The sequence below is a fragment of the Intestinirhabdus alba genome, assembly GCF_009711095.1.
GTDB classification, from domain to species: Bacteria; Pseudomonadota; Gammaproteobacteria; order Enterobacterales; family Enterobacteriaceae; genus Intestinirhabdus; species Intestinirhabdus alba.
Genome location: NZ_WMJZ01000005.1, coordinates 90,986 through 110,111, shown reverse-complemented (window position 1 = coordinate 110,111; position 19,126 = coordinate 90,986). Strand labels below are relative to the sequence as shown.

Genomic DNA, 19,126 nt, shown 5'->3' with positions numbered 1-19,126 from the left:
TAAACAATGAGAAAAATAGTTCTGCTGACTCTGAGCATATTCTTTGCAGCGTTAATAGCAGGCTGCGACAATAATAAATCAGCCGAAACAGATAAATCCGCACTTACCGTTGCATGTACGGAAATAACAGAAACTATCCTGTCACCTGCGCTTCCTTTACTCAAAGAACAAGGACTAAACGTTAAGCTGGTTATAGTTGATAATAATGTTAACGTTATTCAGGCGGTTAACGATGGCAGCGTTGACGCAGGGCTGGGTGTACATATTAAATTCATGGAAAACTTTAATACTAAAAACAATGGAAAGTTAACCATGGTAAAACCCTATCCCTTTACCACCGGCATTGGCCTGTACTCTGAGCGCTATAAAAATATCGCCGATCTCCCGCAGGGAGCCACGATTGCGATTATGAACGACGCCATGAATATGGACAGGGGCTTACGAATGCTACAGGACGCCGGCCTTATCAAGTTAAACGGCAACAAAAATAGCGACTTAAATCTGCTGGATATCACAGAAAATACCAAAGATCTCCATTTTATCGATATGGATCAGATCCAGACGGTAAGGGCCTTGCCCGATGTGGATGCAGCCGTTGTTTTCTTCACGCATATGCGTAATGCAAATAAGGATTTTCGTTCATACATTGTCCGGGACGGTGATGCCAAAGACTTCCCAATGGGTCTTGTCGTCCTCCAGTCCAATGTGGATGCCGGATGGGCCAAAACCCTGGCCGAGGGGTTAAGGTCCGCCCCGGTCAGAGAGGGAATAAAAACGAATTTTGACGGCGTTTTCGAATATCTGGACTAACGGCGAAAAAACCCGCTACCTCTCACGTAGCGGGATCTCTTCGGCAACACAAAAACGCCCCACAGGGCGTAACCTTTACACAGAAAAGCCGGCCTGCGCTTTAAAGTATCCTGTCGCTTCCCTGTTCCGGAGCCTTCTCCAGCCTGACCTTTTCCACCACTATTGGCTCCATAGCTTACAGCCGCAGATTTTAGCCTTTTGCTCCGGCCGGCATGATTGCCTGTTTGTCCGGCAATCGCTCCTTTTTCTGCCAGACGTCACTACCATCGCGCATCCGATCGATAGCTTGCACAGCTGCGACAATTTTTGCGCAGCATCCGCGCTTTTAATTACCAGCCTGTGTCAGCCTGGCGGAGTGCCGTTCATGAGTGCGCCGGAAAGTGCTACCACTGTCATCTCTGCCGTCAGGACTATCCCGGACATACCGACGCAATAAAAATGCCCACATCATTTAATAGGCATGGCATATATAGGTGGGTATCGTTGAGAAGATAAACATACGCTTATCATCCCCCTGCTCCAGTATCCTCAAGTAAAGATCCTCCTCAGAATTAATAAAAAATTTTGGCTCATACTTTTCCAGCCATTTACTTTCAACATTATTCCCCGGAAATATAACATTCTTTTCAGGATGCAAATAATAGATATCGCCATTTTTTTCATAGCTAAAGTAAATTTTACGATTGAATATCTTCTCTGGTTCATTAACGATATAACCATTCATGCTAACCATGCCTTTTTTACCAGAGAAATGATAATCAAGTGAAATATTCAGCGTTAAGTCTGGGTAATGTTGCACAAAGTTCGCCCGACAGCTAAATTCATCATCTTTAAACAGACCTGCATGAAAATAATATATTGCCATTAGTAATAAAATTAAGCCTGTGTGGCTTAAATAGCATGTCATCCTTGACCTTATCATTTTTATTTTCCTGAGTTATAACAATTATAACGCAACTCAATATTGTCTGTGTTTAAGTTTGTTTTGATTGTGTTGTGTCATGTCTTTGGCGTAAATTTTTGACAGACAGCTTCCCAGATCATTAATCAAAACATGTTGGATTGTTAATATAAAAGCTCGATAGCTTAGGTGGTCAATAAAACAATCAATTATTTAATATAATATTCTGATATGCATGAAGTTGTTTGCTCAAAGGGCTGCTCACACCGAATAACCGACGTACGCTGTACATTAGGAATTTTAGTGATGTATAGCCAGGGATATTTTTTACATTCCTTTTTGAATTCATTACCGTAATGTTTGGCAATTTGTTTTTTTTCATCAACCGAAAGAGAAAATCGATCCGACATTAACACACTACATCCTGAGATCCACGTAACTTGTTTATAGTCAGAAAAATAATCTGTTGCTTTTTTTTTAGCGGAATACAACTCTGTAATTAATATTAAGGAGGCCGCCATTAAGAAACAAAAAATAATAGAGTAACGACCGGTCGATTTCTTAAAACTTACCAATGCCTCTTCGTCAGATCTTTCCATATGCTCCTCAGCGGTTCCTGGGGGATGTGCTGGATTATTTACATCACATTTTTCGGATAATCGCCCCACGGGCTTTATGGGAATTTCAGCATTTTCAACTGGTAAAACCGTATCGACCTTAGGCGTAATTTTTTGAATGCTCACATCGCTGGTTAGCGTAACGCCAATACGTGGTATTGTAACCACGATCTCTTTATTTAAACCTATTTTCTCAAGCCCCTTACGCAACACTGATATGTTTTGGTAATATGCGTTAGGCGTGACATTCATACCATTCTTCTGCCACACGATATCCATAAACTCTTGCTGTGATACTATCCCTCCGGCTTTGGTGATCAAGAGCAGCAGACAGCGCGCAGCCGGGGAGTTAAGCGTAACCTCCGAATGCTGCCGAGTGACATCACGTAAGGTGCCTGCCGCCGGATGAAATTCTACAGTTTCGTTTATTATATAGCGATTAAGTAATTCCTTCCCAAAATAGCCTTCTTTTATATCATTATTCATTATTATTTTCACCTCACGGCTTTAGTTCAAACCTTTCTTGGATTAAGATTGATAATATATTTACTACTTACTGCCAACGCAAGCGAAAAATCTGAAAAACCCGAAAACTCATAAAATATAAGTTAAAGTGAGATATTATAATAAAATGTAATCACGCCAGGCTAAGCTAATCGCACCCACACCGCTCAAAATAGCCTGGCGCATTCCTGGTATAGCCATCGGCTCTCCCCCATCTTCTCGCCTTACTTTAGAAAAATCCTTAACCATTTTAAATATTGATACAGACATCGCTCCAGGCCCTTAAAAAAATTTCAACGTTCACTAAAACCCAATTGGTGAGAAAAAACTTAAGACCTAAGACATCCCTTTTCGCCCATCGGCTATCCGCTGGCTGGCTCCGTTCTGAACGAAAACCAGCGGCAGCTGGTGCCTGGACGATAGCAGAACAGGCCTTCTCCCGTATTGGATGATTACACTATGCCGCAGGGTTGAAGATGGCGTCAAACCGGCAATCTGCAGGTGTCGGTGAGAAAAGATCAACCAACTTAAGAGAGATAACACCGGTTCTCAGACAGGCCGCTACCGGTAATCGCAGCCATAAACCGGCATGCTATCCCGCAGTACGGGAATCTGCTGGTTAAATAATGATATCTATACCGCCGCCAGCGGCAGGTGTCGACCACAGGCAATGTCCCTGCCTGAAATCAGATTAATTTAACTCATATCGACGCCGGCGATCGTCACAAGGTCCGGCGAGCACCGGCCAGTCGCCTACTTTTTTTAGCGCATACTACGGCGAGATCACTCTCTGAAAAATTAATCTTAATAAGTCTCTCTGCCCCTAAAAGAAAATAATTAAAGATTCTTCTAATTCGAAAAAACCCCGCTACGCCATGACTGAGACAACATAAGATAATTTGACTAGCTTAGGCTATGAACTGCTGTCACTATCACTACAAAGGGAGTTTTTTAATTGGTTTTACTGGCCACTGGTATAGGTTTACCATCGCCAGTCGTCGTATCATAATAAGGGAAGATTATGAATTTCTATTTTATATCGGACGATCGCTGGTTTCTTGAAGGACTCCAGAAGATACCTCTCAAACTCTATGGTCAGGTTCTGTTTATTCATACCAATGACTTTGCGAAAATGCCCCTTCCCAACGCAGGTGACGTTGTTGTCATAAACGTGGCCGATATTGCGCTGAGGCAAAAATTTCTTCATCTGCCGGTGATGTCCGCCTGTCGCGTGATTATTCTACTGAATATCAGCATTATCATAAAATGTTCTCTTGGCAGAGAGTTCCCCTGGCTATACCCTGATAACGCCAAAGTTGAAAACCTTATTTCATGTTTACATCTGGCGGCCAAAACCCCCATCGTTTACAAAGATATTCGTCAGCAGGAGAAATGGTACTTCCAGTATCTTAACAGCGGCGAATCTCATAAAGAGCTGGCGGCCAGAATGGGACTATCAGAAAAATCGCTTTACGCTCTGAAGCGCAGAGTTATGGCAAGCTATGGCCTGTCTAAATGTCACTGCACCGCCGTTATGGTCTGCCGCGACATTACCGGAATGCATCAATATACCTTATCCGCATAGCCCTGGTTCAGTTCTCAATCTCATCGCGATAGTTAACGGAAATCATCTATTGATAAGATTTATCGTTTCACTGCTGTCGGTATTTCCGACCTGGAGGGATGACACCACATTTGATAGCAATAAATTAATTCCCACGCGATCCGTGGGGTATAAAAAGCCTGCCCGTATATAACATAAGTAAATGAAATGAATATGAACAATAAATCCAATAAACTTAATGTTGCGGTATTCTATGATTTTTCACTATTTCAGGGAGTAATCGACCATTATCTTAAGAAAGAAATACAAACCAGCGGCACAGAAGTTGCCTTTTATCACACCATGCCCACCCTGCTCGCCGCGATAGAGGACAACCAGGTTGATCTTCTGTTTACTGAGTTCGCCTTTTTATCAAACAATAAAACATGGCTTGCCAACAGTAAAAAATTCAATCGGTTGTGCCTCGATCGTCATGTCAAAAGAGCGGTTCTTGTCGCCAATCAGCATCCTTATCTGTTACGTCACATTATTGATATGAAATTTGAAGCCACCATTAGCGTCGATGAGGGCATCGCCGGATTTCTTAAAATTATCGAGCTTATCCAGCATGAAGAAAATATTCCTTTTATTTCAAAATCATTAATGCAGATTATGGCCGAAACGGATAACCAGCAATACCCCCTTACGCCAAAAGAGTGGGAGGTGCTGTACCTGGTCGCTCAGGGGTGTTCGATTTCGGATATAGCTGACCGTAAAAACAGGTCAAACAGCACCGTAGCGACGCAAAAACAGAATGCGATGAAGAAGCTCAACCTGTCCAGTAACAGTGAATTAATTAAATATATGTACGTTACCGGAATGATGGAATAACGCGATGCAATATAAAAAATTACGCCATTCCATGCTGGCGCTGTCACTTTGCTTCTTCAGCCATAACGCTGCATCCCTGACGCTTCAGCAGGCCATATTGGCCGCAGATAGTTATGACACAGGTATTCGCGCGGCGCGTGAGCTTAACGATGCTGAACAGCAAAAACGTCTACAGGGTTTCTCAGGCTTATTACCTCAGATAAGCCTTAATGGCGGTTTCTCTAAGCAGGATCAGCCTAAAGCGACCTATGCTGCGGGGGTAACCCGGCATAATTACAGCCTCAATTTAAGCCAGCCGATCTTTGATGTCGCAAAATATGCCACCTGGAAGCGCGCGGAGGCGATGGCCGACCAGGGTCAAATCAACTATATGTTGGCACAACAACAGCTTATTAGCGACGTCAGCGAATCGTGGTTTTCCGTGGCCTATGCCGCGCTGGCATTAAAAAATGCGCAACGCACCAGCAGCGCCTTTCGTCAGCAGTTACGCCAGGCGCAGCGGGGGCTGGAACTTGGCGAGCAAACGCGGCTGGAAGTTGATGAAGCCCAGGCAAACTACGACAACGCCACGGTTGAGGTTATTATCGCCGAAAGCGATCTGAATAACGCCAGGATCCGTTTCACAAAATTAACGGGCCTGTCGGGAGATCTTGTACCGCTTAATATTATGGAATGCTTCGTACCGCCGCCTCTTCCCGACCTCAAAAAAGTGAAGGCGCAAAGCAACAGGCATAATCTTAATGTACAGTTAGCCTCCTTTACGCTTAATCAAAGCAGGGCCGACGTTATCGCCAGTACGGGTAATCATTTACCGGTCATTACCCTGCAGGCCTCCTATGGCAATAACTGGAGCCGGGGACAAAACGAAAATGACTTCGACACCCTGTTCGGTACAACCTCAAAGACACGAAATACCAATATTGGCATTAATGTCTCCGTGCCAATATTTGCGGGAGGAGGCCATATCGCGCAAAGCATCGAAGCCGCTCACCGTCAAGAGCAGTCCCGCCAGCTGCTGCTGGATGCCCAGCGTAAGGCGCTGGAGGAAGCGGAAAGGGCCTGGTACAGCATCATGGCCGGCGATGCGAAAATACGCGCCTATCAAAAATCGATCTCTTCAGCAAAAAAACGTCTCGAATCCACCCGATATGGAAAAGAGATGGGGCAAAGAACCGTTCTGGATATGCTGAACGCTGAAAGTGACTACTACAAGTCATTAAAAGAGATCGCTAAGGCCCGATACGACTATATAACAGCCAATATTCAACTCGCCAAAGCAACCGGTGAGCTCGACTATGCATATCTGAATAAATTTAGCTGTTCATCATACAATTAGTTTTTGGAAAAGGTTATGCCCAATTCATTATTTCGCAAGGAAGCCCTGGAGGCGAATAAAGCAAAATCTATTGGCAGCGTGGCATTGTATTGTCCACCCTGGCGCTGGGTTATCATCTCCCTGGCAGGTTTGGTGACGGTCGCTACGCTGCTGCTGGTTTTTTTCGGCAGCTATACCAAGCGGGAAACCATGACCGGCGCGCTGGTGCCCGTGGACGGGGTGATGGATATTGTCGCCGTTAGCGCCGGCACCATCGTGGAGCTTCCCATTCAGGAAGGACAAAGCGTAAAGAAAGGCAGTACGATCGCCACCCTCTCTTCAGAAATCGCCACCAAATATGGTCAGACACGAGAAAGCATCGCTCAGCAGCTTGCGCTGCAGAATGAAGCATTAGAACAGGAGCGGAAAAATCTCGATGTGCTCTCAGACGAAACGCTCAGAGGTTATGAAAATCAGAAATTACTTTTAGAGCAGCAGCTGAAAAAATTAGATGGCATCTATGCCAGTCGTCTCCGGCAGGTCCGACTTGCCGATGAGCAGTTGAAAAAACTGAAACTCATGCGTGATGAAGGATACGCCTCAAACCGTCAGGTCGAAGAGCAGGAAATTTCCCGACTGGAAGCACAGACCAGGGCGCAGGACGTGGCGCGTCAGCAGATTGATCTTCAACAGCAGCTTACCCGTACGCTGCAGCAAATTCGTGAACAGCCAATTAATAAACTAAACCAGATCAACGATATAAACAGGAAACTCTCCGAGCTTAAGCAGGCGATGATGGAGAATGAATCCCGGCGTTCCATCGTGCTGAATGCGCCGCTCAACGCAATGGTTGCCTCTGTGCTCGTTAAGCGCGGGCAGATGGTTAATGCCGGACAGACCGTGGCGTCGCTGCTGCCGGAAAATGCGGCCCTGCAGGCCCGGATTATGGTCAGCAGCCGGGCAATTGGCTTTATCGTTCCCGGCCAGCGGGTCACTCTGCGCTATCAGGCTTACCCATGGCAAAAATTTGGCCAGCAGTATGGCGTGGTTTCTGATGTGTCCCGCGTTTCACTCTCTCCCCAGGAAGTCTCCGTTATCACCGGTAATTCTCAGGTAACCGAGCAGCATTACCTGGTGAAAGTCAAACTGGATAAGCAGTTTATTCATGCCTACGGGCAGCAGGTCAAACTTCAGCCGGGAAGCGCTCTGGAGGCCGATTTCCTGATCGACAAGCGCCGGCTGTACGAATGGGTACTGGAGCCGCTTTACGCTCTGCGCCGCAGCAGCACAATTTAAAAGAATAAAAACAGGGTTATATAATGAATTTACTTGAAAAACTAAACTTTTCCTGGCGCAAGCGGCTGCCCGTCATACAGCAAACGCAGGCGGCGGAATGCGGCCTGACCTGTGTCGGAATGATTGCCAATTATTACGGCTATAAAATAGATATGATCACGCTACGTCGGCGCTTCTCTACCTCACTGAAGGGCGCGACGCTGGCCGATATTATGCAAGTTTCCCAGCAGTTGGGTATGTCGACCCGCGCCCTACGTCTGGAGATTGACGAACTGCATAAGCTCAGTATGCCCTGCGTTTTACACTGGGATATGAACCATTTTGTGGTACTCAAAGAGGTCACGAAAAAGAAAATTATTATTCACGATCCCAGCCGGGGCCGACGTGAGGTCGCGCTGAGTGAGGTCTCCAAATCCTTTACCGGCGTCGCTCTCGAGCTGATCCCCAACGCCGATTTTGTAAAAAAAGAGGAGAAAGAGTCGCTCTCGATGCTGAAGCTTATCGGCAACGTCAGCGGCATTGGTTCAGCGTTTTTTCAGGTGATGATCCTCTCTATCGGGCTGGAGGTTTTTGGTCTGCTGACGCCCTTTTACAGCCAGTGGGTTATGGACCAGGTGTTGGTTTCAGCTGACTACGATCTTCTTACACTGCTGGGCTGCGCGTTCATTACCGTGGTGGTGCTGCAAAATATTCTCTCGGCGATACGCGCCTGGGTGACGACGTGGTTTTCAAGCATGTTGAGCGTGCAATGGTCTGCTAACGTCTGTTCCCACCTGCTGGGGCTGCCGATGTCCTGGTTCGAGGAGCGCCACGTAGGGGATATTGTTTCACGTTACGGCTCGATCACCACGATTCAGAATACGCTAACCAGCCGCTTTATCTCTTCAATTCTGGACGGCGTCATGGCCATCGTGACGCTGGTCGTCCTGTTTACCTATAACGCCCGGCTGACGTTTGTGGTGCTGGGGCTATTATTGATCTATATCCTGATCCGCTGGGTTTCCTTTCGCCCGTTTCGCCAGGCAAATGAAGAACAGCTTATCGCCTCGGCGCGCGCCCAGTCGCAGCTTCTTGAATCCATCAGGGGCGTACAGGCCGTTAAGCTGAACAATAAGCAGGAGATGCGCGTTTCAACCTATGCGAACGAGCTGGTTGAAGCGACAAATAAAGGGATCCATATCCAGCGTCTGTCGATCGGTTTCAATACCCTGCAGGGGCTGATTTCAGGCGTCGGGCGCATTGTGCTGGTCTGGATGGCGGCGCTGCAGGTGCTGGAAGGAAATTTCTCAGCGGGGATGCTGATCGCCTTCACCAGCTTTGCCGATCAGTTTACCGGTCGTGCCACCGGGCTTATCGACGCCATGATCGAGTTCTGGATGCTGCGCCTCCACGGCGAGCGTCTGGCCGACATCGTGCTGACGGAAAAAGAGGGAGATATGGATAACAGCATCGCCCTGCCCTCCAGCGATACCGCGCTCCCTATTGAGGTAAAAAACCTTAAGTTTCGCTATGCCGCAACGGAACCGTGGATTTTCCAGAGCTGCTCGCTCAGCGTTCAGGCAGGGGAATCCGTTGCTATCGTCGGGCCATCCGGACAGGGGAAAACGACCTTAGCGAAGCTAATGCTGGGCCTGCTTAAGCCTGAAGACGGCTGTATTGAAATTAACGGTCAGGATATTCGCAAGCTCGGCATGAGCTGGTATCGGGAGCACGTGGGCAGCGTGATGCAGGACGATATCCTGTTTGCCGGGTCAATTATTGACAATATCAGCTTCTTCGATCCCCTTTTCACGCCAGAACGGGTCGAACAGGCCGCGAAGCTGGCCCAGATCCATGAAGATATCATGGCAATGCCAATGGGCTACAACAGCCTGGTCGGCGATATGGGTTCGTCATTATCCGGTGGGCAGATGCAGCGCGTTCTGTTAGCCCGCGCGCTGTATCGTCAGCCCAGAATCCTGCTGCTGGATGAGGCGACCAGCCATCTTGATATTGCAAGAGAGAAGGGAATTAACGACGCGATTAAAAAAATGGATATCACAAGAATTATTATTGCCCACCGACCTGAGACCATTCGCAGTGCGGATAGAATAATCTTACTTAACCAGGGCAGCATTACGGAAATACCACACAGCGTATTATCAAAAGAGTAACCGGATTTGGATTTTATTCTATTGCGTTGGAAATTCACATTCATTAACATTATTACAGCAGAGATTTTTTCTTCTGCATATTACTTAGTAAAGTCATAAAACAGCAACATAAAGTTTTAGTTAAAACGTTTGTTTCCTTCAGAAACAAGCGTCTTAACGCTGCTGCCATGTTTAATGATTTACGATAGTTAATAGCAACAACATCATTTATTTAAATAAGTTATCTGAAAAAGGATTTTGTATGCGTGAGTTACATGTACTGGAGATCAACGAAGTTTCCGGCGCGGGCCTGCTTAGCGCTATTGGCGCTGGCGTTCTGGGCGGCGTAATGGGCATCACCAGCGGTCTGTTCAAAGGCGGCGTCGGCGGCGGCAACACCGGCGGCATTCTTGGCGCTGGCATCATTGCGGCCCTGGTCGGCATGTGCGTGGGCGGCATTGTCTATGGCGTGCAGGGCGTTCTGTATGGTTTAGCCAACGACTGGGATAAGACCCTGGAAGTATTTAATAACTATACAGAGCAGTTCTTTGACTTCACCATGAACGTTCCTAAATAACAGGATAAAGGTGGTTAAAATGCGCAACCTTAATAACGAAGAAATAAATCAGATTTCTGGCGGAAGCTTAACCTCCGCTATTCTTGACTACTTCCGTAATCTGAATTCCGGCGGCGATTCAGGTAAACAGGACTGGCAGTCAAGTTCGACTACACCCTCTCCGGCATTAGGAAAGGGCGATCAATACGGTGCCGCCATCGTAACCGGGCTGGCCGTTATCGCGCTGTTTTCTGCCAATTTAGTGGGTGGGGCTTTAAGAGGCCTCTTTCGCTAAAAACACATAGTTTTGTACATTGCGCACATACTATTTGATATCGCTAACCACATGCTTTTAGTGATTGAAAGCATTTAATGAAATAAGGATTTTTTATGAAAAAAGTAATTCTTTCCTCGCTGATTGCCCTGGCTCTGGGTTCCACCTCGGCTATGGCGTCTAACGGCACTATCACCATCAAGGGCAAGCTGACCTCGGCAACCTGTACTGTCAAAGTTAACGGTGGCACAAGCGATGCTACCGTAACGCTGCCGACGCTGCCTACAAGCATGCTGGCCGCCGCGAACGCCACTGCGGGGGCTACCAACTTCACGATGAATCTGACCGGCTGCACGAATGCCACCAACGTGCGTGCGTTCTTTGAAGCAGGTCCGAACGTTGAGGCCAGCACCGGTCTTCTGAAGAACACATTAACTACCGGTAATGCCACTAACGTTAAGATCCAGCTGATGGACGAAGCCGGTCACGAGCTGAAAGCAGGCGATACCAGCCAGCGTAGCAATGCTGCAACCCCGCTGACTAGCGGTGCCGCTAACCTGAGCTACTCAGCCCGCTACTTCGCAACTGGCGCAGCTGGCGCGGGTGCCATAGAGACTTCTGTTACTTACTCTATCGACTACCTGTAATACCGCGCTTATCTTAAAAACAGGGAGCTTCGGTTCCCTGCTATTGCCGGAGAACGAAATGAATTCCGCTTTACGTCTCTTTTTAATCTTTAGCCTCACGCTTTCATCCTTTCAGGCGCTCTCCAGCGTCATCATTTATGGCACACGAGTTATTTATCCTTCTGATGAGAAAGAGATCACGGTCCGACTGGAAAATAACGGGAACAAGCCATCGTTAGTACAGGTCTGGATGGATAAGGGCGATAGTTCAGCTAAGGTCAGCCAGCTTGAGCTACCCTTTGTTATTCTTCCCCCGGTCGCCCGAATTGAACCCGCACAGGGGCAGACGCTGCGTATTACCTATACCGGTGATAACCTTCCACAGGATCGCGAGTCGGTATTCTGGCTTAACGTTCTGGATATTCCGGCAAGGCAAGAAAATGCGACATCTAACCGCATTGAGATGGCCTTTCGTTCGCGTATAAAGTTTTTTTATCGCCCCAGCGGCCTGAACATCGGATCCGTTGGCGAACAGGTTGAAAAGCTGAGCTGGTCAACGGCACCGTGCGACAAAAAACAGTGTATCGTTATTAAAAACCCCACACCGCTGTTTGTTACCCTGTCAAATATAAAAATAATGTCCGGGGATAAAGTAATTACCTCTCTGTCAGGAAGCATGATACCGCCGTTTGGCTCGGAGTCTTACCCCTCTAAAACAATGCCGGGCAGCAACCCACTATTTATTGAATATATTAACGACTTTGGTTCACCCGTTAAGCTCCAGATAAAACACGAATAACCAATCAGCACTGCCATGCATGGACGCGATTATGTATTATTCAAAAATGAATGGATTCACTCTTTCTCTGGTCTCGACCAGTATTATTGCCGTTGTGGCAGGTTTACCCACCGCTAACGCTTTAGCGGACGTTTATTTCAATCCAGATTTTTTAAGAGATACCGTCGGCCAGACGGTGGATATCAGCCGCTTTAACGGCGAATATCGTATCCTGCCGGGGAATTATACGCCTGATATTTATCTTAACGGACGTCTTATTGATCGTGCAGCCATTACCGTACAGGGCGACAACAATATCTCCCGGCTCTGTTTTGATAAGACATTATTCGCCCGTCTTAATCTGAACATGACCCGTCTGTCTAAAGAGAGTATGGCGGCGCTGAACGGCAAGTCTGAATGCCCAAACCTGGAGTCGCTTATTCCGGAGGCGCAGGCGCGCCTGAACCTGTCAGACATGCGTCTTGACGTCAGCATGCCTCAGGCTTATATCAACCAGGCAGCCCGCGGCTACGTCCCCCCCGCCGTATGGTCCTATGGCGAGAAGGCGCTTTATCTCAGCTACAACTCTACCTATTTTGAGCAGCATAATCAGGGTAATACCTATGAATCCTTCTATGGCGACATCAGAGGAAGGCTAAATATGGGTGCCTGGATGCTCCAACACTCGGGGGCTTACCGCTGGAACGACAGTTCCGGAGACAGCTATAACAATTTTTCGACGAATCTACAGCGTGATATCCCGACATGGAAATCGCGCATTTTGCTCGGCGATGCCAGTACTTCAGGCGAACTTTTTGACTCTTTCTCATTTCGCGGTATACGGCTTGCCACCGCAGAGCAAATGTTACCCGACTCACTGCGCGGCTATGCGCCGGTTGTGCGCGGCATCGCCCGGACAAATGCGAAAGTGTCAATCAAACAGCGCGATCGGGTCATCTATGAAACCTCCGTTCCGCCGGGCGAATTCGCGATTGAAGATCTTTACCCCACGGGCTATAGCGGCGATTTGGAGGTTACGGTCACCGAAGCCGATGGTTCCCGAAACACTTTCTCTGTTCCCTTCTCCTCAGTCGCTGAACTCCTGCGTCCGGGGCGCATAAGCTACAGCCTGATGATGGGACGCCTGCGCAACTTCAACGTCTCTGACGATCCCTATGTGTTTCAGGGAACCTGGAAGCACGGAGTCAATAACGTTCTTACCGCCTATACCGGCGTAACGGCCACGGATTTCTACTACTCCGGCATTCTGGGCACCGCGCTGGGCACCCCCGTCGGGGCGTTTGCTTTTGACATTACCGGCGCGCGCTTTGATAAAAACGCGCATACGGAAAATGGCGTCAGCGTGCGTACCAGCTACAGCAAATATATCGCCGCGACGAACAGCAGCATCTCCCTGGCGGCCTACCGTTTTTCATCCTCAGGCTACCTCGATCTGCATAACGCCGTTTATCTGGCAGACAGCATAAAGCATGACGATTACAGCACCAGCTTCAGCACCATCAATCGTCCGCGTAACCGGGTATCCATGACCCTGAGCCAGGATTTTGGCGACGATCTCGGCCAGCTTTACGTCTCAGGCTATCGCGAGAATTACTGGAATAACGTCGGCAGCAACACGCAGTACCAGGTGGGATACAACAACACCTACAAATGGCTGGGGTACGGCCTGGCGGTCAGCCGCACGGAAAACCGCAACCGGGAAAAAGAGACGCAGTATTTGCTCAATTTCTCCATTCCGTTAGGTAGGGGATACCACACGCCAACCCTGCACAGCTATACCACCATCGATAAGCACGGCACCACCTCACAGCTTGAGGTCAGCGGCGTCGCCGGCAAACAGGATCGGCTGAACTACAACGTATCGGCCGGGCGCGATAGCGATAATAACTACACCGGCAACCTGAGCGGCACCTATAAGCTCCAGGACGCTACGCTCAGCGGCAGCTTCTCCAAAGGTAAGGGATATCACAGCTATACCGCCGGTCTGAGCGGAAGTGTTGTAGCCTTCTCCGGAGGGATCGTCACCAGCCCTTATGACAGCCTGAATACCATAGCGATCGTCTCGGCAGAAGATGCCGCTGGTGCCAGCGTGGAAGGATACTCCGGCATTACGCTAAATCACCGGGGCTATGCGATTGTGCCTTACCTGACGCCTTACCGTATTAATAACGTGGCTATCAACCCCAAAGGCCTGCCGCTCGACGTCGAGCTGGATACGACCAGCCAGCAGATCGCCCCGACGCAGGGCGCAATTGTGAAGCTTAATTATGCCACCAGCAAAGGCCGGATGGTGCTGATTCGGGCCACCACCCAGGAGGGCGATGCGCTGCCGTTCGGCGCGTCGGTAAAGGATAGCCAGGGTGAGCATATTGGCGTCGTGGCTCAGGGTGGCCAAATCTATGCCCGACTGAACGTTGGAAAAGAACGCCTCAATATCAACTGGGGTAACAGGCAGCAGTACACCTGCACCTTTGATATTGACCTGAAGGAATCTGCACCTGAAAAGAACATTGAACGTCTGAACACCGTTTGTGATGGTGACGATCCCGGCATCCAGCAGAGCCTGGCTTTTACGCAGAGTGATTCTTCGAAGAACGACCAGGGACAGATTCGATGAATGCGAAAAGGAATAAATTTATGTGTAAGCTCAACGTCGGCCTGTTGATCTTTATTACGGCGCTGCTGTCCGTCGCGCTTCCGGCACAGGCTGATTTAAAATGTGGAACAGACTCACAGTCTCTTAATAATTCGGGGATTGATTTTGCAAAGGATGTTCCCAGGCAGATCAACAGCAGTGCGCCGGTCGGAACCGTCCTTTACCGCAAGGAGATGGAACTCAGCCTATGGTGTGGTAAAGATCTAAGCAAAACAAGCTCATGGGATACCACGCCGGAAGAGATCGTTATCCGGCGCGAAAACCTGGCCAATATGCTGGGCAGCGATAGCGGCCTGGCCATTTATATCACCATCAACGGCGATCGGGGGACAAGCGCAAAAATTTTCCGCACCGGCGTTGAAACAAATATTCCCTGGGTGAGTAATAGTATAGATAACAGTTACCTGCCACGGGCGGTTGTCAACGTGACTATCGAGCTGGTTAAAACCGGAGAAAACAAGAAGCTTAATGTAAAAAGTAATACCATGAAGCTTTTTTCGGTGCAGAGCAGCCTTGGTACTGATACCGATCTGACATATTATTTAAAGAACGGCAGAAGTAACTTAGATTTCACTATCCAAACCTGTGATATAAACGGTAGCGGTAATTTCACAGCCACAATTGATACGCTGAACACCAGCAGCATTCATTCTGTCGGGCCTATTGAAAGCCCCAGCCGGGATTTTAATGTCAGCATCATCTGTAACTCTGATTTATGGAGTACGCAGAGCATCGTCATGAAGATTACCGGTAATAACGTGGCGGGAATGGCTGACCAGGGGCTGTTCCACTGGAAGGATTTAGAGACCGGATTAAACGCCGAAAATATCGCGCTGCAGCTGCTTCAGGGCGCAGATGGTTCGAGCTATGTTCCTGTTGTACCGGGTGAAAAATTTGTTGTAGGGAATTTTGAGAACAGGCTTTCAACCGTGACTATTCCTCTTCGCGCCCGATACTACGCAACCGGAACAACTATATCGGCCGGCGAGGTTCAGTCGGTACTTTTTTACAACATTGATTACGAGTAATTTTAAGGTAAATTTAATGACGCAGACCTGTATTTGCAATGAGGGCACGATTCATTTCCCTGATAATGCCCTGTGCCAGACCATAAATATTGTGAGCCTTGCTTCAGGCCAGGCAGTCAATATCAGCCGGGATCGACCCGCGGATGGAGAAACGTTTGAACAATATCTGCAGGGCCAGCTGAAAATTCTGCAGTCAAAATGCGGCAACTATAAGCAAATTTCACTACAGCATCCTGACCCTACGGCCGTTTTTTCTAAAATTGCCAAATTAACTTTTTCGTTTAAACCTGCGGAAGGCGTGACCTACTGGCAATATATTGTGCTGGCCGAGAGGTCGCCGGGTAATATCATGCTGTTCACTTCGATGTTTAATGACCGCTCAACCCTGGATCAGGGGAGCGGCGAGGTAGACAAGCTGTTTAAGGGCTTCAGACCGCACTAAAACCGGGTGCCGCGCCGGCTCACGGAAACAGGTCTATCGCCCGGCCCCCATCATAATCGCCCGTCTGAGCGGGCGATTACCTTACAGCCAACCGTTAAACGTCGGTACGGCTGCGTAAAAGAGCCGTCATTTTTTTACTTTATGGACAATGTCGAAGTAGCGGGTTTTATTACCCTGCTCCGGATAGACCCGGTAAGTATACTCCTCCGGGGTGACCCTGACGTTTTCAACAACGCGGGTAAATAAAACGTCGCCCGCGTCATTTTTTGCCGTCAGGGAACGACTTTTCCCATCGTCGCTGAATGACCAGGCACCCTGCATTTTAGGCTTACCGTCGAGGGTGGTCATTTTAAACGTGCCATCCGGATAGTACTCCGCTACGCCAAAAAAGTTCGCTACCCGTTTGTCTTCCGGGCTTACGCTTTTCTTATCCTGATCCAACGCTTCCGCTGTAATCCATACTTTATCCACCATGTTTTGCTCATAGGTATTTAGCGTCCTTTGTACGGCTTCAGGCTTGCTTTCAGGCTGAACGGATGCGGCATGGACCGTAAAAGCCGTGGCGAATGAAAGCGCCAACAGCGCGGGGATCAATCTCTTTTTCATATTCTCTCCTGGGTAGACGCACGCTCTGTGCCATGCTTAACTCTGACTTAGAGTATATGACCCCACAAGCAATAACAATTTCATCACACACATTTACTCATGAATAACATCATGACGCTTCCATCTCCCCCGATCTGTTTTCGTCCTCCTGCCGGAACCCCACGCCGCACGGGAAATTACCCTCCGGAAGCGGAGTCGCCCGCTTTGTCACCACAACATCAGCGGCAGGCCAGCGTCAATAGAAAGCAGGTCCGGCTGATAGCGCCGGCAGCAATGCAGAATACCGCGATATTGTTCGTAAGGATGGCGTCCCCCCTGTTCTGAGACGGATTATTGGCAAACCAGGCGGCTGGTACGGCATCGCCATAGCAATACACGCACCGATTTTCCAGCGAGGCTAAAATGGGCTGCGTTCACGACGAAAGGGGATAAAGCGAGGAGAAAGCCAGGAATTACGCGGGATTCAGATACAAAAATGGACGTCGGTTGACGTCCATTCTTTAAATATTGGTACCGAGGACGGGACTTGAACCCGTAAGCCCTATTGGGCACTACCACCTCAAGGTAGCGTGTCTACCAATTCCACCACCTCGGCACAGAAATATTACTTAGCGCGGGATATCGCTGGTCGGCTGAGCCGGCGCTGCGGGCTGAGTCTGCTCGGTCTTCGCCGGCGCGCTCAGGTTATCCCATTCGCTTCCTTTATTGGTCTTGTTGCTGTTAATGTTACCCAGCACCAGGCTGATGATAAAAAACAGCGTCGCCAGTACGGCCGTCATTCGGGTCATGAAGTTGCCGGAACCCCCTGAACCAAACAGCGTGGCGGAAGCGCCTGCGCCGAAGGAGGCCCCCATATCAGCGCCTTTACCTTGCTGCAGCATAACCAGACCCACAAGGCCAATTGCCACAATAAGGAAAACTACCAAAAGAGCTTCGTACATAATCAACCTGTTCCTTGCGGAATCACCGCGTACTTGTGCTTCGACCAATAAAGCGGGATAACTTAACGTTTCCCACTGAAGCGGGTGTGAATACTAACCAAAGCGAATGGCCTTCGCAAGGGCAATTTAAGCCCATTGTATCAAGTGAGGAAAAAATCGCCACATCCATTAAAAACGCAGCAATTTATCCCAGCATCGCCGCATAACGGCGCGTTGATCGTCAAGATTGGCCCAGACAACCACGGGGATTTCACAGATTAAAGCAGAATTTTGCGGCCAACAGTGGATAATCTGATGGTTTACCAGCTCTTCAGCAATCATCGACTCCGGCAGCCACGCCAGCCCCGTGTGGCGCAAAACCATTTCGCGGATCGTCTCGCTCAGACCAGTATCAAAAACTTTTTTCAGCCGCCCGCGCACCCGCTGTTCGGCCGGTTCGATAATACGTCGCACAAAGGTGTAGTCGCTATAGCAAAGCCACGGGATAAGCGCCTCGGGGTCGTCCACAAGCCCCGCCAGGCGTGATGAAATAACCGGAATAAACCGCTCATAGCGCCACAAAGAGCGCTTAAGCTTTCCGGCAATCTCAAGCCCGGGCTGCGAAGAGGGCAGATCATAGGTGACCAGCAGGTCGATCTGCCTGTCGATCAGCGCATTAAAATGGTTATCAATCCCCTGAATGCTGGCATTAACGGTAAAGTTCAACTGCGGCTCGCTCTGGTGCAGATAGCTAATCATATCCGGCAGAACGTTCACCGACAGCGTATGCAGGCTGACCATCACCAGCGTGTTATCCGTTGCCGGAGCCATGGCGGAAAGCTCATGGCGCGCCTCGGTCAGGGTGCCCAGGACATGACGCGCATAAGGCTCAAAGCGCTCGCCATAGCGGGTCAGCGTAACCGGCGTAGTGGTACGATCGAATAAAGGTACGCCCAGCAGCGTCTCCAGCGCCTTGATCCGCCGGCTGAGCGCCGGCTGGGTGATATGCCGCTCCGCCGCCGCCAGCGAGTAGTTGCCATGCTGGCTCAGGGCCAAAAAATCCTCTAACCACTTACTGTCCACGTTGTGTTCCCCGCCATACGTTAATCGCATCCGTTGATGACAAATCGGAAATAGCCTCAGTCATGGTAATGGCTTTAGGGTGGACAGCATAACAACAAGATTGCGTTTCACCTGCCGATCTTCCCAC

At 48.9% G+C, this 19,126-nt stretch carries 19 protein-coding genes and 1 tRNA gene; 13 read left to right on the top strand and 7 right to left on the bottom strand.

All coding sequences use genetic code 11. From position 1 onward, the window contains the following. Positions 1-6: 6 nt before the first annotated feature. Positions 7-810 (top strand): MetQ/NlpA family ABC transporter substrate-binding protein, encoded by an 804-nt coding sequence (locus GJV78_RS05450; RefSeq protein ID WP_155107371.1) that lies wholly within the window; start codon positions 7-9, stop codon positions 808-810. 451 nt (positions 811-1,261) lie between these two features. Here GJV78_RS05450 and GJV78_RS05445 read toward each other — a convergent pair whose 3' ends face one another. The 3 genes from GJV78_RS05445 to GJV78_RS05435 all read right to left on the bottom strand — a co-directional run bounded on the left by GJV78_RS05445 (position 1,262) and on the right by GJV78_RS05435 (position 3,102). Further along, positions 1,262-1,717, bottom strand: coding sequence for a hypothetical protein (locus GJV78_RS05445; protein ID WP_155107370.1), 456 nt, complete (start codon positions 1,715-1,717; stop codon positions 1,262-1,264). Between the two features lie 203 nt (positions 1,718-1,920). Then, the gene (locus GJV78_RS05440; protein WP_155107369.1) at positions 1,921-2,814 is read right to left on the bottom strand and encodes a winged helix-turn-helix domain-containing protein; all 894 of its coding nucleotides are present in this window, start codon (positions 2,812-2,814) and stop codon (positions 1,921-1,923) included. A 135-nt stretch (positions 2,815-2,949) separates the two neighbouring features. Continuing rightward, complete coding sequence (locus GJV78_RS05435) at positions 2,950-3,102, bottom strand: hypothetical protein (protein ID WP_155107368.1); 153 nt, start codon at positions 3,100-3,102, stop codon at positions 2,950-2,952. A 751-nt stretch (positions 3,103-3,853) separates the two neighbouring features. On the opposite strand from GJV78_RS05435, the gene GJV78_RS05430 reads away from it, so the two are divergent. From GJV78_RS05430 to GJV78_RS05375, 12 genes are all read left to right on the top strand, one after another. Next, positions 3,854-4,417: a hypothetical protein gene (locus tag GJV78_RS05430; protein ID WP_155107367.1), complete on the top strand. Its 564-nt coding sequence runs from the start codon at positions 3,854-3,856 to the stop codon at positions 4,415-4,417. A gap of 192 nt (positions 4,418-4,609) precedes the next feature. Then, entirely contained in the window at positions 4,610-5,266 is a 657-nt protein-coding gene (locus GJV78_RS05425) for a helix-turn-helix transcriptional regulator (protein WP_167519386.1), read from the top strand. 4 nt (positions 5,267-5,270) lie between these two features. Then, positions 5,271-6,602, top strand: a complete 1,332-nt coding sequence (locus GJV78_RS05420; protein ID WP_155107365.1) for a TolC family outer membrane protein — start codon at positions 5,271-5,273, stop codon at positions 6,600-6,602. Between the two features lie 15 nt (positions 6,603-6,617). Further along, entirely contained in the window at positions 6,618-7,877 is a 1,260-nt protein-coding gene (locus tag GJV78_RS05415) for an HlyD family secretion protein (protein WP_155107364.1), read from the top strand. Between the two features lie 23 nt (positions 7,878-7,900). Then, the gene (locus GJV78_RS05410; RefSeq protein WP_155107363.1) at positions 7,901-10,030 is read left to right on the top strand and encodes a peptidase domain-containing ABC transporter; all 2,130 of its coding nucleotides are present in this window, start codon (positions 7,901-7,903) and stop codon (positions 10,028-10,030) included. A gap of 241 nt (positions 10,031-10,271) precedes the next feature. After that, the gene (locus GJV78_RS05405) at positions 10,272-10,586 is read left to right on the top strand and encodes a hypothetical protein (RefSeq protein ID WP_155107362.1); all 315 of its coding nucleotides are present in this window, start codon (positions 10,272-10,274) and stop codon (positions 10,584-10,586) included. 19 nt (positions 10,587-10,605) lie between these two features. Beyond that, positions 10,606-10,860, top strand: a complete 255-nt coding sequence (locus GJV78_RS05400; protein ID WP_155107361.1) for a hypothetical protein — start codon at positions 10,606-10,608, stop codon at positions 10,858-10,860. Positions 10,861-10,955: 95 nt separating this feature from the next. After that, positions 10,956-11,486 carry a fimbrial protein gene (locus tag GJV78_RS05395; protein ID WP_155107360.1) on the top strand — a complete coding sequence of 177 codons (531 nt, stop codon included), beginning with the start codon at positions 10,956-10,958 and terminating at the stop codon, positions 11,484-11,486. A 58-nt stretch (positions 11,487-11,544) separates the two neighbouring features. Next, positions 11,545-12,264 (top strand): fimbrial biogenesis chaperone, encoded by a 720-nt coding sequence (locus tag GJV78_RS05390; protein ID WP_155107359.1) that lies wholly within the window; start codon positions 11,545-11,547, stop codon positions 12,262-12,264. A gap of 31 nt (positions 12,265-12,295) precedes the next feature. After that, complete coding sequence (locus tag GJV78_RS05385) at positions 12,296-14,881, top strand: fimbria/pilus outer membrane usher protein (RefSeq protein WP_230979073.1); 2,586 nt, start codon at positions 12,296-12,298, stop codon at positions 14,879-14,881. 20 nt (positions 14,882-14,901) lie between these two features. Then, positions 14,902-15,948 carry a fimbrial protein gene (locus GJV78_RS05380; protein ID WP_155107357.1) on the top strand — a complete coding sequence of 349 codons (1,047 nt, stop codon included), beginning with the start codon at positions 14,902-14,904 and terminating at the stop codon, positions 15,946-15,948. Positions 15,949-15,964: 16 nt separating this feature from the next. Next, complete coding sequence (locus GJV78_RS05375) at positions 15,965-16,390, top strand: DcrB-related protein (RefSeq protein ID WP_155107356.1); 426 nt, start codon at positions 15,965-15,967, stop codon at positions 16,388-16,390. Between the two features lie 126 nt (positions 16,391-16,516). Here the strand turns inward: GJV78_RS05375 and GJV78_RS05370 are convergent, their stop codons facing one another. The 4 genes from GJV78_RS05370 to GJV78_RS05355 form a co-directional block, all read right to left on the bottom strand. Continuing rightward, complete coding sequence (locus GJV78_RS05370; RefSeq protein ID WP_155107355.1) at positions 16,517-16,996, bottom strand: DUF4822 domain-containing protein; 480 nt, start codon at positions 16,994-16,996, stop codon at positions 16,517-16,519. A 508-nt stretch (positions 16,997-17,504) separates the two neighbouring features. Next, positions 17,505-17,591 (bottom strand) — tRNA-Leu (locus GJV78_RS05365). A 13-nt stretch (positions 17,592-17,604) separates the two neighbouring features. After that, on the bottom strand, positions 17,605-17,937 hold the full coding sequence (gene secG, locus GJV78_RS05360; protein ID WP_155107354.1) for a preprotein translocase subunit SecG: 333 nt from the start codon (positions 17,935-17,937) through the stop codon (positions 17,605-17,607). Positions 17,938-18,105: 168 nt separating this feature from the next. Next, positions 18,106-18,999 carry a LysR family transcriptional regulator gene (locus GJV78_RS05355; protein WP_167519385.1) on the bottom strand — a complete coding sequence of 298 codons (894 nt, stop codon included), beginning with the start codon at positions 18,997-18,999 and terminating at the stop codon, positions 18,106-18,108. Positions 19,000-19,126: the final 127 nt, after the last annotated feature.

Coding starts and splice junctions, on each gene's coding strand:
- GJV78_RS05450 (WP_155107371.1), top strand. CDS start 7: ATGAGAAAAATAGTTCTGCTGACTCTGAGCATATTCTTTGCAGCGTTA.
- GJV78_RS05445 (WP_155107370.1), bottom strand. CDS start 1,717: ATGACATGCTATTTAAGCCACACAGGCTTAATTTTATTACTAATGGCA.
- GJV78_RS05440 (WP_155107369.1), bottom strand. CDS start 2,814: ATGAATAATGATATAAAAGAAGGCTATTTTGGGAAGGAATTACTTAAT.
- GJV78_RS05435 (WP_155107368.1), bottom strand. CDS start 3,102: ATGTCTGTATCAATATTTAAAATGGTTAAGGATTTTTCTAAAGTAAGG.
- GJV78_RS05430 (WP_155107367.1), top strand. CDS start 3,854: ATGAATTTCTATTTTATATCGGACGATCGCTGGTTTCTTGAAGGACTC.
- GJV78_RS05425 (WP_167519386.1), top strand. CDS start 4,610: ATGAACAATAAATCCAATAAACTTAATGTTGCGGTATTCTATGATTTT.
- GJV78_RS05420 (WP_155107365.1), top strand. CDS start 5,271: ATGCAATATAAAAAATTACGCCATTCCATGCTGGCGCTGTCACTTTGC.
- GJV78_RS05415 (WP_155107364.1), top strand. CDS start 6,618: ATGCCCAATTCATTATTTCGCAAGGAAGCCCTGGAGGCGAATAAAGCA.
- GJV78_RS05410 (WP_155107363.1), top strand. CDS start 7,901: ATGAATTTACTTGAAAAACTAAACTTTTCCTGGCGCAAGCGGCTGCCC.
- GJV78_RS05405 (WP_155107362.1), top strand. CDS start 10,272: ATGCGTGAGTTACATGTACTGGAGATCAACGAAGTTTCCGGCGCGGGC.
- GJV78_RS05400 (WP_155107361.1), top strand. CDS start 10,606: ATGCGCAACCTTAATAACGAAGAAATAAATCAGATTTCTGGCGGAAGC.
- GJV78_RS05395 (WP_155107360.1), top strand. CDS start 10,956: ATGAAAAAAGTAATTCTTTCCTCGCTGATTGCCCTGGCTCTGGGTTCC.
- GJV78_RS05390 (WP_155107359.1), top strand. CDS start 11,545: ATGAATTCCGCTTTACGTCTCTTTTTAATCTTTAGCCTCACGCTTTCA.
- GJV78_RS05385 (WP_230979073.1), top strand. CDS start 12,296: ATGTATTATTCAAAAATGAATGGATTCACTCTTTCTCTGGTCTCGACC.
- GJV78_RS05380 (WP_155107357.1), top strand. CDS start 14,902: ATGTGTAAGCTCAACGTCGGCCTGTTGATCTTTATTACGGCGCTGCTG.
- GJV78_RS05375 (WP_155107356.1), top strand. CDS start 15,965: ATGACGCAGACCTGTATTTGCAATGAGGGCACGATTCATTTCCCTGAT.
- GJV78_RS05370 (WP_155107355.1), bottom strand. CDS start 16,996: ATGAAAAAGAGATTGATCCCCGCGCTGTTGGCGCTTTCATTCGCCACG.
- secG (WP_155107354.1), bottom strand. CDS start 17,937: ATGTACGAAGCTCTTTTGGTAGTTTTCCTTATTGTGGCAATTGGCCTT.